The following is a 15,208-nucleotide window of genomic DNA, read 5'->3' as shown; positions in this document are numbered from 1 at the left end:
AGCCGTTCTTCTTGATCAACAACATTTCTGGCCTGGACGTTCTCCCCATGAGCGGTGAAAAACGGGCGAGTTGACCGTCCCTCCACCCCCTACGGGTCACTCCTGAACCGGACACCGCAGGTGACGGGCGCTCGGACGCCATGCACAGGGCACTCACACGGTCACCCGCCGTGATGATGACCAAGGGGACCATCGCTCCCGGGCGGTACCCGGGGCAGGCCCATGGAGGGAGACGCACCGAGGGCCGGAATCCAATGGATTCCGGCCCTCGGCCTTCAGTAGCGGGGACAGGATTTGAACCTGCGACCTCTGGGTTATGAGCCCAGCGAGCTACCGAGCTGCTCCACCCCGCGTCGGTATGACACCAGTGTAGACCATGCGCGGGACCCCGAATGACCACCGCCCGGATCAGGGGCGATCAGGGCCCGGCGGGCCGGACACCGGGGCGCGCTCAGGGTGCCGTCAGGTGGCTGTTGGGAACCTTGGCGCGCTCCTCGTACTCGGGCAGCACCAGCACCTCCACTCCCACGGACGCCAGCAGCCCACTGCCGTCGGCCTCGCGGACGAAGGTGTCCGGCTCCCGCCAGGCCGTCACCACACGGCGGACGCCCGCGTCCAGGATCAGGCGGGCACAGGGGGCCGGCCGGGAGGAGCGCTGCGCGCAGGGCTCCAGGCTGCTGTACACGGTCGCCGTCGCCAGCCGGGGATCCGCGGGGTCGATCTTCGCGAGGGCCGCTTCCTCCGCGTGGACGACCGGGTCGCCGCCCTCCCGCGAGTGACCGCGCGCCAGCTCCGTCCCGTCGGCGGCCACCACCACCGCGCCCACGCTGAACGCGGTCCTCGACGGCGGGCAGGCGGCCGCCAGCTCACAGGCGAGGGCCAGCCAGTGCCGGTCGGCGGCGACGGGCAGCGGTCCGGCGCCGGGCGCGGTGGGCTCGTAGCGGGTGAGGACGACGTCCTCGATGCGCCGCGTCTCGACCAGCCGCAGCCGTCCGCCCTGGTAGCCGCCCGGCCCGAAGAGCCGGGGCGCGTCGGCGTCGCCCACGAAGAGGGGGGCCAGGACGAGCTGGATCTCGTCGGCGAGGCCTTGCTGGAGGAGCTGGGTGTGGATCGTCCCGCCGCCCTCGACCATGAGGCGCCGCACGCCCCGGACGTCATGCAGGTGTTCGAGGAGCCGGCGCCAGTCCAGGGCGGGGCCGAGCGGGACGACGTCGGCGGCGATGCCGAGCGAGCGGGCGCGCCCGGCGCCCTCGTCGGTGGTGCAGACGACCTTCTCGCCGCCCGTGTGCCAGAAGTTCGCCGCCGGGTCCAGCTCGCCGGAGCCGCTGACCGTGACCTTGAGCGGGTACTCAGGGCGGCCCGAAGCGACCCGGGCGGCCCTGCGGTCCGGGGAGTTGACCAGGAGCCGGGGGTTGTCCGCGCGGATGGTGCCGGCGCCGACCAGGATGGCGTCCACCGAGGCGCGCACCTCGTCGACCCGGTCGAAGTCGGCGGGGCTGGAGAGCAGCAGGCGCTCGGGGCCGGTGTCGTCCAGGTAGCCGTCGAGGGAGACGGCGGCGGACAGCAGGACGTACGGGTACGGCATCGCGCGACCTCTCCCTTGGTTCAAGTTTGAAGCAAACTTACACTGGTGGCATGACGACCCGCTGGCTCACCCCCGAGGAGCAGCGCGCCTGGCGCGCTTACGTCGCCGGTTACCTCCTCCTGGAGGACGCCATCGACCGGCAGCTCCAGCAGGAGGCCGGCATGCCCCATCTCTACTACTCCATCCTCGCGAACCTCTCCGAGTCACCGGAACGGCGGCTGCGGATGACGGAGCTCGCCGAACGGCTGAAGATCACCCGCAGCCGGCTGACGTACGCGGTCACCCGGCTGGAGAAGGACGGGCTGCTGCGGCGGGAGGACTGCCGGTGGGACAGGCGGGGGAGCGTCGCGGTCCTGACCGAAGAGGGCATGACGGTCCTGGAGAACACGGCGCCCGGCCATGTCGACACGGTCCGGGCCTTCCTGTTCGACCGGCTCACGCCGGAGCAGGTGGGACAGCTGGAGGAGATCTTCACGCAGGTCACGCGTGGACTCCAGGGTGACGGTGAGGAGAGCGCGCCGGAGGACCTCCCGTGGCGCCGCCGGTCGTCGCCGTGCTCCGGGAGCGAGTGAGGCTGGCCGGGCACTAGTGAGGCCGATCGGGCACGAGCAGGCCGGCCGCTCGCACCCGGGCGCCGCATGGCCCACGTCACAACCGGTCCTGGTTGCTTCAAAGTTAAAGCATGGGATAGCGTCAGGCTCGGTCGATCTGCTTCAAATCTGAAGCATCCGTTTCCCGGACCGGGAGGACCCGCATGCCCGACACCCCTGCCGCCACCCCGCGAGCCCGAGTCCGGGTGCCGCTGCGCTTCGGCGACGGATATTCCGTCGACGCCGAACTGGTCACCTTCCACGGCCTGGTCGACGGCCAGGAGCACGTCGCCGTGGTCCTCGGCGACCCCGGCCCCGTCCCCCTGGTCCGGCTGCACTCCGAGTGCCTGACCGGCGACGTCTTCGGCTCCGCCCGCTGCGACTGCGGCCCCCAGCTGCGCGAGGCGGTCGAACGCATCGCCGACCGCGGCGGCGTGCTGCTCTACCTGCGCCAGGAAGGCCGCGGCATCGGCCTCTACAACAAGCTCGACGCGTACGCCCTCCAGGACCAGGGTCTGGACACCTACGAGGCGAACGCCGCGCTCGGCCTGCCGGAGGACGACCGCGACTACACGGCCGCCGCCCAGATGCTGCGCGCGCTGGGCATCTCCGGGCTCGACCTGCTCTCCAACAACCCTGACAAGGCAGGCCAGTTGCGGGCGCTCGGCATCGACGTCCTCGACCGGGTGCCGACGGGCGTCTTCACCACCGAGCACAACGTCCGCTACCTGCGGGCGAAGGTCCTCCAGACCCAGCACACCCTGCCACTGGCGAGCCTCACCGAACTCAGCGTCGGCTGAACCCCGTAGTACTGCGGGACTACACCGTCTCCACGACCCGGAACGCCAGGCACACCACGGGCGTGTCGTCCTCCACCGGCGCGCCCTCGGAGTCCCAGAAGCGGCGGTGTCCCGCCCGCCACTCCCCCAGGTCCGCGTCGCCTTCCCCCTCGGCCGCCGCGTGCGCCCAGGTCACCTCGGCGAAGACGGTCCGCTCGACGCCGGTGACCTCGACGGTAGCGACACGCACACCGTCGACGTCGACCAGCGCGAGGCGCTCACCGACGTACTCCAGCCCCTCGGTCTCCTCCACGTACTCCGCGAGCAGCCCGGTCGTCGCCCTCTTCGACCCCTCGAGCACAAGGGAGTTGAGCCGCACCCGCATCTCGTCCGGGCTGCCGAGCTCCAACGCCCGCATACCGTCGACCCGTGGCCACATCGTCGTCTCCTCCGCCCGTAGGGGTCCGGCTCATGGACCCGGCTCCGTCAGCGGAGCCCACCTGCACCGGCCGGCGACCCGCCGAACGCGACCACCGGAGCAGCATGATGACCCCCACACCGACGATCACACGACCGCATAACGTCTACACACCGTGCGCCCGCGCCACCAGATAGGGATCACGCCCCAGCGCCTCCCGACTGCCGAGCAGGGTGCCGAGCGCGAGCCCGAGGGCGGGCAGCACCAGAGCGGACGCGGCCCAGCCGAGCCCCGGCAGCGCGTCGAGGGGGGCGATGGGGAGGCCCAGCAGGCCGCTGAGCGGACGCGCCAGCGCCGACGACGTCCCGGCCCCGACGAGCACACCGGCGAGGCCTGCCGCGCCGCCGGTCAGTACGGCCTCGCCGAGCAGGATCCGCCGCAGCTCGCCCCGTCCGGATCCGAGGATCCGCAGAACCGCGAACTGCCCGATCCGCCCCCGGACGCTGTCTCCGGCCCGCACCGCGCCCAGCACCACGGCGCCCACCGCGAGAACCAGCACGCCCGCGCGCATGGCGAGGTCCGCTGCCCCGAACAGCCCCGGCAGGTGCCGCACCCTGTCGGACACGGGAGACGCCGAGAACCCGTCCCGCCGCAGGGCGGTGACGACGGACGCCACGTCCCGCTGGTGACGCACCACGACCACGGCGGACCGCGCCCCTTCCTTGTCCCGGAAGACCTCCGCCGTCTGCCCGGCCCGCGCGGCCGCCAGGTACGCCGCCGTCCCCTCGGCGAGATAGGCCGTCCCCGGTCCGTCGACCTGCCAGCCTGGGTCGTACAGCCCGACGACCTTCAACCGGAGCACCTCCGTCCCTCCCGAGGCGCTCCCGGTCGCCCTGGTGTACCCGAAGGCGAGGGACCGTCCCAGGAACGGCCGGAAGTCGGTCCCCTGCGCGGAGGCGGGCAGGACCACCTCTCCCTCCGAGAGCGGTCCGGAGGGCGCCGCCCCCTCGACATAGGGCAGATCGTCGCCCGGCGTCAGCGTGTGACTGGGCAGGTCGTAGGTGCCATCCTCCTCGGCGTACAGCGCGGAGACGTAGTCGGCGACGACCTCACGGACTCCGGACACGCCCTCTGCGTCGCGCAGGGCGAAAGCGGTCAGGGGCCGTACCGAGGCATCCCCCTCGAACGCCGACAGCTCGATCTGCGTCAGACCGCCAGACCCCAGCACGTCCCGCTCCACGGCCCCGGCGGCGCCGCCGGCCACACCGGCGGCCGTGGCCAGGAGGGCGGCGAGAACGGCGAGCGCGGGAAGCCCCCGACGCAGGGAACGCGGCTCACGCACCCATGTGTACAGACACCACCGACTCATCCCAGGGCCCCTTCGTCCGCTGTCTCGTGCGCACCGGCACCGGTTCCGGCCTTGTACAGCACACCGGCGTCGAGCACGTATCGCTCGTCGCACGCCTGCGCGACGGCACTCGCGTGCGTGACGAGCAGCACGGCGGCGCCCCGCTGGGCGCAGGCGCGCAGGGCACGCATCACGGAGTCCGCGTTGTCGGGATCCAGGCCGGAGGTCGGCTCGTCGGCCAGTACGAGCGCCGGCTTCTTCACGGCGGCGCGCGCGACGGCGACCCGCTGCCGCTGCCCCCCGGACAGCTCGGCCACTGGCGCGCCGGCCAACTCCCCCATCCCGAGGTCCCCGAGCAGTTCTTGAGCCACGGCCCGGTGCCGGCCCAGCCGGGGTCCGAAGGCTGCGGCGACGTTCTCCCACGCGTTGAGGAAACCGAGCAGCCCAAGATCCTGGAGAACGATGCCGATCGAACGCCGCCGCAGCAGGTCCCGCTCGGCCCCGGTGAGACGCGCGGTGTCCGTCCCGGCGATGCGCAGGACACCGGCGTCCGGCGAGAGGATCAGCCCGAGCAGGGCCAGCAGCGTGCTCTTCCCCGAACCCGAGGGCCCCTCGACGGCTGCCATGACGCCCGCGTCGAGCCGTAGATCAGCGGATACGAGACCGCCGCCCGACCCGCCGTACCGCAAGGCGAGGCCTTCGGCCAGGACGGGTGGCGCTGAGTCGGTGCACATGAGGGAAGCGTCCTTCCGAGAGGGATCCCGGGCGAGGGACCGTGGTTCGGCGTCAGGCGAGGAGGTAGTACGCGGCCCGGGTCGCCTCGGCGGACGCGACGCCGCCCGGCGCGTCGGCGTACAGGTCGGGGAACTTCGCGTCGCGGTAGCGGTCGAGCAGACGGGGAAGCCCGTCCCACCACGCCTGCGGGATGCTCCGGTCGGAGGCGAGCGCCGCCTGCACCGCGTCGGAGGCGGTCGCCAACTTCCCTTCGCGCAGCGCCCGCTGGGCCTGCCCGATGAGATCGGCGTCCGAGGCGAGTTGTCGTGCACGGTTCGCGCAGCCCGCGTCGGCGAGGACGACCACGATGCGCAGTGAGGCGTCGGACAGCACGGTGTCCTCACCCGCGGGCAGGTCGACGGCGGTGCGCGGGCATCCCAGCCCGAACTCCGCTCGCGCCGCCATGGTTCCGTACCAACTCCGCTGGTTCGCCTCGGTCAGGCGGGCAGGCACCACCAGCGCGGCGGCCTCCTTGACGCCCTTGTCCGCCTGCGGTCCGCAGGTCAGGGACAGCCGGTGACACGTCATCGCCAGCAGAAGTCGGTCCGAGGCCTCGAGTGCGGGATCGGAACCCAACTGCCGCAGCCGCTTCCTGAGCCAGTGTGGGGTGTGCGCCTGCCGGGCGCTGGCGGTGAGGGCGCGGGCGGCTTCATAGGTGGCGGTGAGGGTGCCGAGCTGCGTCGGCGCCTTGGCGACGAGGCCGTCTGGACGGACGCCGCCGACAGCGGTGGGCAGCGAGGACGCCGGGCGGTCCGCCGCCAGCAGGAGCGCACGCCTGGCGAGCCACCGGGTCTGCGGATCCGGGTCGCGCAGGGCGGGCAGCAGACAGGTCTGCGTCTTCCGCGTCACCTGCCGGCGCAGCAGAGCCCCCGCGGCTCGCTGAACGGGGTCCACGGCCGGGCAGTCGGCCGTCGCCGCGGTGTCGGCGTCCCTCAGTGCCCGCGTGGCACGGGCCGGCACTCCCACATCCCGCAGGGCCTCGACGGCGTAGAGCGCAGGCGCCGGCTGCTCGGCCCGAGCGGTGTCGGCCGCGAGGCGGTCGAGCGTCGTGCGGGGTACCTCGTCGTCGGCGCCCAGACAGGTCGCCGTACGGAGGAAGGCGGCACGCGTGGCGAGCGAGGTCAGGGCGTCGTCGCCGCGGTCCGGTGCGCGCAGGTAGGCGAGCGCCTCGCTCACCGCCCGGCGCCGGAGCCCGGCCCGCTCCAGAACCTCCCCCGCGTCCGGGTTGCTCGAATCCGCCATCGCCAGGCACACGTAGTGCGCCTGCCAGGCGGGGGTGTCCAGCATGTCGGTGCGAACGAGGTCCGCCAGCGCCTGGCGGTCGAGCGCCGGGACCTCACGACCGGCGAGGGCCGCCTCCAGCCGTCCGAACGCGGTCGGGTACAGGGCCGGGTCCCGCCCGACGTCGGTACGGCTCGCGCGCACCAGGTCGTTGGCGCCGCGCAGGGCGTCGAGCTGCTCGGCCAGGCGGCTTCCGGGGAGCTCAGGGCGTTCGACGACTCCGCCACCGGCCATCGAGACGGCGAGCGCCCCGGCGGCCACCGCCATCACTCCCGCGGCGAGCGCATGACGACGGCTCGGACGGCGCGCCCCGCCCGGAAGAAGACTGCTCCTCACGCGGCCGCTCCGCTTCAACTCGTCGCTCAGTCGTTGGCACAGGCGGAAGCGAACGCCTTGACCCCGGACTTGAAGGCACCGCCGTCGGAGCAGGTGGTGATGCTCGTGTTCAACGAACCGCCCGGGTCGGCGATGCCGTTGATGTCAGCGATCCAGGTGTTCTCGTTGGTCCAACTGACCTGCCGGGTGTTCTCACTCACCTGCGTCCCGCTGGGACTCAACGCGAGGGTGGCCTGCCAGCCGTTCGCCTTGACGGTGGCCATGTTGGTGATCTTGCTGACGTTGTACTTCACGCCGCCCTTCTTGGCCTTGGTGGAGGTCTTGAAGGAGCACTTGTCGGCGTAGGCGCTGCATTGCCAGGCGTTCACCTCGAGCTTGGCGCCGGTGCCGGGCAGAGCCGTCGAGGCGGAGTCGGAGATGGCCACGCTCGGCGTGACGTACCCCATGACCAGCACCGAGACGAGCCCCGTGGTCAGCAACGTCCTCTTCATCGTCGGTCCCCCGTGTTCATGCGTCATGTCCATCCGTCCTTGATCAGGCGCCGAACAGTACATGCCGCATATTCCAGAACATGTGCCCGAAAGCGACGCATCAGCGGCCCTCCCACCCCGGCGACGACACCACCCCACCCGAGGCCAGACCGCGTTTCCGGCCCGGGAACAGCACCGCGCGGAAGCCACCCCGAACCCCCGCATCGACCGCCGAAGACCGGCGCTGATTCACCCGCGAGAGGTAGCCCGGACTGGGCGATGAAGCGTCCCCTGGCTGTCCGGCCGACCGGCGCGGAAACGAAGCAGCGCCCGGATCAGCCGAAGCTGATCCGGGCGCTGCGCGGCAAGTCGGGGGGAGTGCCTCTCCCCCGCGTCCGTAGGCCCTGTGGGACTCGAACCCACAACCAATGGATTAAAAGTCCACTGCTCTGCCAATTGAGCTAAGGGCCCAGGCGATGTTGCCTCCCCGAGCATAGCGGGACGTGGCCCTGTCTCCGATCGGGTATCGGGGACACGGCCCTGTCAGTGGTCGGGAAGGGGAAGGAAACGGGCGCATCGGGCGTCGTTTTCGCGCCTGGTGAATGTGGAAGGGCCCCGTGACATCTCGTGTCACGGGGCCCTTCATCACTTCAGACAGACTCAGCCGTTGCGCTTCCAGCGCGGCTTGTCCTCACGGCGGCCGAAGGAGCCGCCGCCGCGGTGGTCGTCACGGCGACCGTACGGGCGGTCGTGACCGCCGGTGCGGAAGCCCGGGCGGTCGTCGCGGCGGTCGCGGTTGAACGGACGGTCGCTGCCACGGTGCCCGCCACGCTCGTCACGCCCGCGGAAGCCGCCACGGTCGTCGCGACGCTCGAAGGAACGGCCACCACGGTCACGGTCGCCGTCGCGGTTGAAGCCGCCGCGGTCGTCACGACGCTCGAAGGAACGGCCACCACGGTCGTCCCGACGGTCGTCACGACGCTCGAACGAACGGCCACCACGGTCATCCCGACGGTCGCGGTTGAAGCCGCCACGGTCGTCACGACGCTCGAAGGAACGGCCACCACGGTCGTCCCGACGGTCGTCACGACGCTCGAACGAACGGCCACCACGGTCACGGTCGCCGCGGTCGATGTCCCGCGCGGCCGGCTGCTCCGGCACGGACACCTCGGACCCCGCCGGCGCCTCGACGGCCTCGACGGCCGCGGCCTGCGCCTCGGCCACCGCCGCCTCGGGGTCCTCGCCCCGCTCGCGCGCGACCCGGGCGACCAGCCGGTCGGCCTCCTCGCGCAGCTCGGTCGCACGACGCTGCGCGCGCTCCAGCTGCTTGGTGAGCTGGGAGACCTCGCGCTCGGCCTGCTGCGCGGCGTTGCCCGCGGACTCGGCCTGGACCTCCGTCATCGAGCGGGCGCCGGTGATCTCGGCGACCTCCGGGTCGAAGGCGGCCCCACCCTGGATGATGTGACGCCCGGCGTCGACGCCCGCGTCCTCCATCAGACGGAAGATCTGACGCCGCTGGTGCGGCAGGGACAGGGAGACGACCGTGCCGGTGCGGCCCGCGCGGGCGGTGCGGCCGGCTCGGTGCAGGTAGTCCTTGTGGTCGCCGGCCGGGTCGACGTTCAGCACCAGGTCGATGCCGTCGACGTGGATGCCGCGGGCCGCCACGTCCGTCGCGACCAGGACGTTGACGTAACCGTCCTTGAAGTCGGCCAGCGTCCGGGTGCGCGCGCCCTGGGTCATGCCGCCGTGCAGCGCGTCAGCCTTCACACCCGCCTCGCGCAGCTGCTCCGCGACGCGGTCCGCGCCGAGCTGGGTGCGGACGAAGATGATGGTGCGGCCCTTGCGGGAGGCGATCGCGGCCGTGACCGGCGCCTTGTCCTTGGGCTTCACGATCAGGATGTGGTGCGACATGGTCGTCACCGCGCCCTGGGCGGCGTCGACCTCGTGGCTGACCGGGTTCTTCAGGTAGCGGTCGACCAGGGTCTTGATCTCGTTCTCCATGGTCGCGGAGAAGAGCATGCGCTGACCGCTCGCCGGGACCTGGTCGAGCAGCTCCGTCACCTCGGGCAGGAAGCCCAGGTCGGACATCTGGTCGGCCTCGTCGAGGACGGAGATCTGCACGTCCTCCAGCGAGCAGGCGCCGCGGTTGATGATGTCGCGGAGGCGGCCGGGGGTGGCGACCAGGATGTCGACGCCGCGCTCGAGGGCGTAGATCTGGTTGCCCATCGACGTACCGCCGCAGACGACCTTCATCTTCAGGCCGAGGACGTCGCCGTACGGCTGGAGCGCGTCGGCGACCTGCATGGCCAGCTCGCGCGTCGGGGTCAGGATGACCGCGCGGGGCTTCTTCTTCTCGGTGCGGCCGCCGGCCAGCGTGGCCAGCGTCGGCAGACCGAAGGAGAGGGTCTTGCCGGAGCCGGTGCGGCCACGGCCGAGGATGTCCTTGCCGGCCAGGGCGTCCGGAATGGTCGCCGCCTGGATCGGGAAGGGGCTGGTCACGCCGTTCTGCGCCAGCTTGCGCACGACGCCCTCGGGGAGGCCGAGGTCTGCGAAGGTGAGCTCGGGAGTCTCGTTGACCTGGGTGTCGGCGGCCTCGTTCACGAGGTCGGCGTCGACGTTCTCGGTCACGACGTTCTCGGGCACGACGGCGTGATCAGTACTGGAAATGGACATGCGAATGCGAAACCTTCCGGAGTCTCGTCGGCACGCGCCCGTCAACTCCGTGTTCGCATTACGACCGCCTCTATGCGGTCCGCCGCCACGGCAAGGGAGAGTACGCGCCACACGGCGCGCTCTGCGGTGGCGCCGGGCAAATGGGATCAAACGATCTACCACCATACGCACCCTGCACCCCCTAAGGCAAACCGAGCCCTGTAGACGTACGTCACACCCGGCACAGCCGGCCCCGCGTCGAGGCGCACCCCGTCCGGACGCGAACGAGCCGCCACCGCAAAGCACTTGAGCCGGGACACTTACACCGGCACCCCCGCCACCGGCGCCGGCTCCCGCTCGACCAGCTGCGGCGCCGGCTCCTCGTGCGCCGACGACGACGGCTCGGCGACCGTCGGCTCCGGCACGCTGGGCAGCGGCGGGTCCGGCTGCGGGGCCGGCGTCTGCGGTTCGGCGGGACGCGTGGGCGCCGGTTCCTCCTTCGGCGGTTCCGGCACTCCCGGCTTCTCGCTCTGCCCGGGCTTGCCCGGCTGCGTCTTCACCGACGGCGCCGCGCTCGCCTTCGGCGAGGCGGATTCCGACGGGGCCGCCGACGCGCCCGGCTCGCCCTTCTTCCCGCCCTTGCCCCGCCCGTGCCTGCCCTCGCCGCCCGCCGTGGCGAAGCCGTGCCCACCGGCCCACCCGCCGCCGCCGACGTCCGCCGCCTCACCGCCCCGGTGCCCCACCGAGTGCGACGGCCGGACCCGGCCGCCCTCGTCGTCGCCCACGCTCATGCAACCGGCGGCCGCTGCGGCGACCAGGACCGTGACGGCCAGGCGAACGGGTAGGTACAAGGGGCGCACGGGCCACCTCCGGTGACGAAGCGGGAGTCAACCACTTCAACTCCCGCCACCCGCAGGAGGACACGCGCCCCGAAGGCCCTGCAGCCCGCACCCCCTCAGCCGGTCCGGCCATCAGCGGCTCAGGCGGCCCGAGCGACTCAGCCGTACCCCAGCGCGTGCAGCCGCGCGTCGTCGATCCCGAAGTGATGGGCGATCTCGTGCACCACCGTCACCTCGGTCTCCGCGACGACCTCCTCCCGCGTCGCGCACATCCGCAGCGTCGGCCCCCGGTAGATCGTGATCCGGTCCGGCAGCACCCCCGCGTACCACTCGCCGCGATCGGTCAGCGGGGTCCCCTCGTACAGCCCGAGCAGCTCGGGATCGTCCGCGGGCGGCTCGTCCTCGACGAACACCGCGACGTTGTCCATCAACCGCGTCAACTCCGGCGGAATCCGGTCCAGCGCCTCGGCGACCAGTTCCTCGAACTCCTCGCGCGTCATCTCCAGCACACGCCCATTCTCCGGTACGACACCGCCGTGCGAGGGGTGCGAACGGCCCGCATATCCGGTCGCTCGCTTGGGCATACGCGACGAATGGTCCGCGTCCGCGTCCCCCTCCGCGCCTCCGCCGCCGCCCTGAACCCCATGAAGCACCGCAAGCCCGGCTCCCGCCCCGCCGCTCCCCGCACCACCCCCGAACTCGCCGCCCGGCCCCGCCCGTGGACCCGCGCCCTCGGTCTCACCGCCGTCGTCCTGCTCGGCGCCTGGCTCGGGCTGCTGATCGTCGGCGACGTCCGCGCCCCCGTGGGACCGATGAACACGACGATGACCCTGCGCCCCTCCACCACCGGCGGCACCAAGATCAACGTCTCTCCGCTGGGCGCCCTCCAGCTGGACAGTCACACCGGGCCCGTCCGGCTGGACGTCAACGTCGACCAGCTCGACCCCGTCCGCGCCCAGGCCCTCGTCGACCACCCCGAGCGCCTCTCCGGCCTCCAGGACGAGATCGCCCGCGACGTCGAGCACGGCACCCTCGACCTCGCACTCCGCTCCTGCGTCGCCGTCGTCACCGGCGCCACCGCGCTCGGCCTCGCCGTCTACCGCCGCCCCCGCCGCGCCCTCGCCGCAGGCGGCCTCGCCCTCGGCCTCCTCACCGCCTCGGGCGCCACCGCGTGGGCCACCTGGAACCCCAAGTCGGTCCTCGAACCGCGCTTCTCGGGCCTGCTCTCCTCGGCGCCCTCCCTGGTCGGCAACGCCCGCAGCATCGTCACCGAGTTCGACGTCTACCAGAAGGAACTGGCCCGCCTGGTCACCAATGTGACCAAGCTCTACGACGTCACCTCGACCCTCCCGGCCTACCAGCCGGACCCCACCACCGTCCGCGTGCTGCACGTCTCGGACATCCACCTCAACCCCGCGAGCTGGAAGATCATCTCCTCCCTCGTCGACCAGTACGACGTGGACGTCATCGTCGACTCCGGCGACACCATGGACCACGGATCAGCGGCGGAGAACGGCTTCCTGGACCCCATCGCCGACCTCGGCGCGCCCTACGTCTGGGTCCGGGGCAACCACGACTCGGCGACCACCCAGCGCTACCTGGAAGGCGTCCGCAACGTCCACATCCTCGACGACGGCCGCGCCGTGACCCTCGCAGGTCTGCGCTTCGCCGGCGTCGGCGACCCGCAGTTCACCCCCGACCGCTCGACCGAACAGAGCGGCCAGGACGTTCAGGAAGCGGCCGGCGACCGGCTCGCGGACGCGCTCCGCGCCCAGCGGGCCGCCGGCACGCCCGTCGACGTGGCCGTCGCCCACGAGCCCGCCGCCGCCCGCCGGACCGACGGCGAGGTGCCCCTCGCCCTGGCCGGTCACCTCCATCACGAGGACATGGAGATCCTGAAGAACGGCACCCGGCTGCGCGTCGAGGGGTCGACGGGCGGCAGCGGCCTGCGTGCCGTCGAGGGCAAGTACCCCGACCCCATCCAGGCCTCGATCCTCTACTTCGACCGCGACACGCGGCGTCTCCAGGCCTGGGACGAGATCAAACTGGGCGGCCTGGGCCTGACGACCGCCGAGGTCAGCCGCCACCTCCCGAAGGAGAACCAACCGGGCGCCACCACCTCGCCCAGCCCCTCCGGAACCCCGACGGGACCGTCCGGAACGCCGACGGGCGCACCGCCCACGGCACCCGCGAACACCCCTCCCACAGGGGCTCCCGGCACCCCGCCCCCGACGCCCTCCGCACCCGCCCGGTAAACCGTTTTGGCGATCCCTCCCGCCATCCCATATGCTTCTCACGTCCCCGACGCGCTGAGAAGCGCCCAGGCGGGCCGATAGCCCTCATCGTCTAGCGGCCTAGGACGCCGCCCTTTCAAGGCGGTAGCACGGGTTCGAATCCCGTTGGGGGCACGCAACACCGTGTGCGACACTGTCGTACACAACGCTTGGTCCTGTGGAGCAGTTTGGAGTGCTCGCCACCCTGTCAAGGTGGAGGCCGCGGGTTCAAATCCCGTCAGGACCGCTGAGGTTTCACGTGAAACCTCGTGGCTGGGTAGCTCAGTTGGTACGAGCGTCCGCCTGAAAAGCGGAAGGTCGCCGGTTCGACCCCGGCCCCAGCCACAGCCCGGAAGCCCTGTCCTCACGGACAGGGCTTCCGCTTTTTCGCCGCGCCGGATCCGGGCTTCCCTAAGGCTCCGGGTATGTGCGCGCCTCCGGGCGGGACGGGGCCAGGCGGTACAAACCCAAAACATTTTCTCCTGGTCCTCACAACCCTTCCATCGGTCCGCAGGTCAGACTGTCAGGCTGGCTCAGCGGGCCCACAGACGACGCCTACGAACGGTAGAGGGATGACGACGACGCACCGAACGGGACAGGTCGACGCGACCACGGACCTGGGAGGTGAGGGAGCAGCGGCGCAGAAGACACCGCCGACGCAGGCCGCGCCCGCCTCCGGACGCGTGATCGTGTCCCGCTCGGGTGCCGGCGGGGGGCGGCTGGCCGCGCTCGACGGACTGCGGTTCCTGGCTGCGCTGGCCGTGGTGCTCTTCCACTTCATCGGTCAGAAGCCGAAGACGATGGTCCACCTCTGGGGCCGCACGCCGGAGAACATCTTCCCGGACGCCCACCCGATCTTCGCCTTCGGACGGCTCGGCGTCGACCTGTTCTTCCTGATCAGCGGCTTCGTCATCTGTATGAGCGCCTGGGGCCGCACCCCGCGCGACTTCTTCATATCCCGCGTCACCCGCCTCTACCCGATGTACTGGATCGGGGTCGTGGTCTCGGCGATATGCATCAAGTTCGCCGGTGCGCCCTTCGGGAGCACCGAGCCGCGGGTGATCCTCGCCAACCTCACGATGCTGCAGAAGCCGCTGGGCGTGGAGCACCTGGACTCGGTGTACTGGACGCTCTGGCCCGAGCTGTGCTTCTACCTGACCTTCGCGGTCGTGGTGTGGAAGGGCCTCACCTACCAGCGGGTGCTGGTCTTCGCCGGGCTGTGGACGGTGGCCGCCGTGCTCGCCCCGGCCGCGGACATGCCGCTGCTGACGCTGGTGGTCAACCCGCCGTCCGCGCCGTACTTCATCGCCGGCATGGCGTTCTACCTCATGTACCGCTTCCGTCCGACGCCGCTGCTGTGGGGCGTGGTCGGCATGTCGTGGCTGCTGGCGCTGCACTTCCTGCTGACGCCGGGCGGGGGCCGTATCAGCTGGAACGAGTGGTCGCCGTGGCGCGGCTGGCTGATCCTGGTCATCACGGCGTTCTTCTTCATGATCGCCGCGATCGCGCTGGGCTGGACGCACCGGATCCGCTGGCGGTGGCTGAGCGTCGCGGGCACGCTCACCTTCCCGCTGTACCTGCTGCACAGCCCCATCGGCCTGACCATCGCCTACCGCTTCGGCGACCGGGTCGACCCCCGGCTGCTGATCGTGGGCACGGTGATCGGTCTGGTGCTGCTCTGCTACGTCGTGCACCGCTTCCTCGAGCGCCCCATGGCGACGGCCATGCGCCGTTGGCTGAAGACGGCCCGCTTCCGTCCGGCCAAGCCGGTCGCGTCGTCGTCGGAGGCGTCCACCGCAGGGTCGCGCCAGGGCTGAGCCCGGCAGCGCCCCGCAAAAGGGTTCGCCAGGTTTTTCTCCGGGA

At 71.6% G+C, this 15,208-nt stretch carries 13 protein-coding genes and 5 tRNA genes; 7 read left to right on the top strand and 11 right to left on the bottom strand.

Annotated features, from left to right (window positions below; genetic code table 11):
* Positions 1 to 279: 279 nt before the first annotated feature.
* Both EV567_RS13375 and EV567_RS13370 read right to left on the bottom strand, forming a co-directional pair.
* A tRNA-Met gene (locus tag EV567_RS13375) sits at positions 280 to 353 on the bottom strand.
* A gap of 98 nt (positions 354 to 451) precedes the next feature.
* Positions 452 to 1,585, bottom strand: coding sequence for a dihydrofolate reductase family protein (locus EV567_RS13370; RefSeq protein ID WP_130439456.1), 1,134 nt, complete (start codon positions 1,583 to 1,585; stop codon positions 452 to 454).
* 50 nt (positions 1,586 to 1,635) lie between these two features.
* Here EV567_RS13370 and EV567_RS13365 point away from each other — a divergent pair, with 50 nt between their 5' ends.
* Positions 1,636 to 2,157 (top strand): MarR family winged helix-turn-helix transcriptional regulator, encoded by a 522-nt coding sequence (locus EV567_RS13365; RefSeq protein WP_130439454.1) that lies wholly within the window; start codon positions 1,636 to 1,638, stop codon positions 2,155 to 2,157.
* Positions 2,158 to 2,339: 182 nt separating this feature from the next.
* Positions 2,340 to 2,975, top strand: coding sequence for a GTP cyclohydrolase II (ribA, locus tag EV567_RS13360; protein ID WP_130439452.1), 636 nt, complete (start codon positions 2,340 to 2,342; stop codon positions 2,973 to 2,975).
* A gap of 19 nt (positions 2,976 to 2,994) precedes the next feature.
* Here ribA and EV567_RS13355 read toward each other — a convergent pair whose 3' ends face one another.
* The 9 genes from EV567_RS13355 to EV567_RS13315 form a co-directional block, all read right to left on the bottom strand.
* The gene (locus EV567_RS13355; protein WP_130439450.1) at positions 2,995 to 3,393 is read right to left on the bottom strand and encodes an ASCH domain-containing protein; all 399 of its coding nucleotides are present in this window, start codon (positions 3,391 to 3,393) and stop codon (positions 2,995 to 2,997) included.
* A gap of 145 nt (positions 3,394 to 3,538) precedes the next feature.
* Positions 3,539 to 4,714 carry an FtsX-like permease family protein gene (locus EV567_RS13350; protein ID WP_242620785.1) on the bottom strand — a complete coding sequence of 392 codons (1,176 nt, stop codon included), beginning with the start codon at positions 4,712 to 4,714 and terminating at the stop codon, positions 3,539 to 3,541.
* Positions 4,715 to 4,737: 23 nt separating this feature from the next.
* Positions 4,738 to 5,454 carry an ATP-binding cassette domain-containing protein gene (locus EV567_RS13345; RefSeq protein ID WP_130439446.1) on the bottom strand — a complete coding sequence of 239 codons (717 nt, stop codon included), beginning with the start codon at positions 5,452 to 5,454 and terminating at the stop codon, positions 4,738 to 4,740.
* Between the two features lie 52 nt (positions 5,455 to 5,506).
* Positions 5,507 to 7,111 (bottom strand): hypothetical protein, encoded by a 1,605-nt coding sequence (locus EV567_RS13340; RefSeq protein ID WP_242620784.1) that lies wholly within the window; start codon positions 7,109 to 7,111, stop codon positions 5,507 to 5,509.
* Positions 7,112 to 7,137: 26 nt separating this feature from the next.
* Complete coding sequence (locus EV567_RS13335; protein ID WP_242620783.1) at positions 7,138 to 7,629, bottom strand: hypothetical protein; 492 nt, start codon at positions 7,627 to 7,629, stop codon at positions 7,138 to 7,140.
* Between the two features lie 350 nt (positions 7,630 to 7,979).
* Positions 7,980 to 8,052: transfer RNA gene (locus EV567_RS13330), tRNA-Lys, on the bottom strand.
* A 189-nt stretch (positions 8,053 to 8,241) separates the two neighbouring features.
* Entirely contained in the window at positions 8,242 to 10,254 is a 2,013-nt protein-coding gene (locus EV567_RS13325) for a DEAD/DEAH box helicase (RefSeq protein ID WP_130439444.1), read from the bottom strand.
* A gap of 299 nt (positions 10,255 to 10,553) precedes the next feature.
* Positions 10,554 to 11,093: a hypothetical protein gene (locus EV567_RS13320; RefSeq protein WP_130439442.1), complete on the bottom strand. Its 540-nt coding sequence runs from the start codon at positions 11,091 to 11,093 to the stop codon at positions 10,554 to 10,556.
* A 137-nt stretch (positions 11,094 to 11,230) separates the two neighbouring features.
* The gene (locus EV567_RS13315) at positions 11,231 to 11,581 is read right to left on the bottom strand and encodes a metallopeptidase family protein (RefSeq protein WP_055637702.1); all 351 of its coding nucleotides are present in this window, start codon (positions 11,579 to 11,581) and stop codon (positions 11,231 to 11,233) included.
* Between the two features lie 84 nt (positions 11,582 to 11,665).
* Between EV567_RS13315 and EV567_RS13310 the strand changes: the two genes are divergently transcribed.
* The 5 genes from EV567_RS13310 (at position 11,666) to EV567_RS13290 (ending at position 15,162) form a co-directional block, all read left to right on the top strand.
* On the top strand, positions 11,666 to 13,327 hold the full coding sequence (locus EV567_RS13310; protein WP_130439440.1) for a metallophosphoesterase: 1,662 nt from the start codon (positions 11,666 to 11,668) through the stop codon (positions 13,325 to 13,327).
* Between the two features lie 80 nt (positions 13,328 to 13,407).
* A tRNA-Glu gene (locus tag EV567_RS13305) sits at positions 13,408 to 13,480 on the top strand.
* A gap of 37 nt (positions 13,481 to 13,517) precedes the next feature.
* Positions 13,518 to 13,592 (top strand) — tRNA-Asp (locus EV567_RS13300).
* Between the two features lie 24 nt (positions 13,593 to 13,616).
* Positions 13,617 to 13,690 (top strand) — tRNA-Phe (locus EV567_RS13295).
* 227 nt (positions 13,691 to 13,917) lie between these two features.
* Positions 13,918 to 15,162 carry an acyltransferase gene (locus EV567_RS13290; RefSeq protein WP_130439438.1) on the top strand — a complete coding sequence of 415 codons (1,245 nt, stop codon included), beginning with the start codon at positions 13,918 to 13,920 and terminating at the stop codon, positions 15,160 to 15,162.
* Positions 15,163 to 15,208: the final 46 nt, after the last annotated feature.

It is taken from the genome of Streptomyces sp. BK239, from assembly GCF_004217285.1.
Taxonomy (GTDB): Bacteria; Actinomycetota; Actinomycetes; order Streptomycetales; family Streptomycetaceae; genus Streptomyces.
The sequence above is the reverse complement of the archived record's forward strand: the minus strand, read 5'-3'. Positions and strand labels throughout refer to the sequence as shown.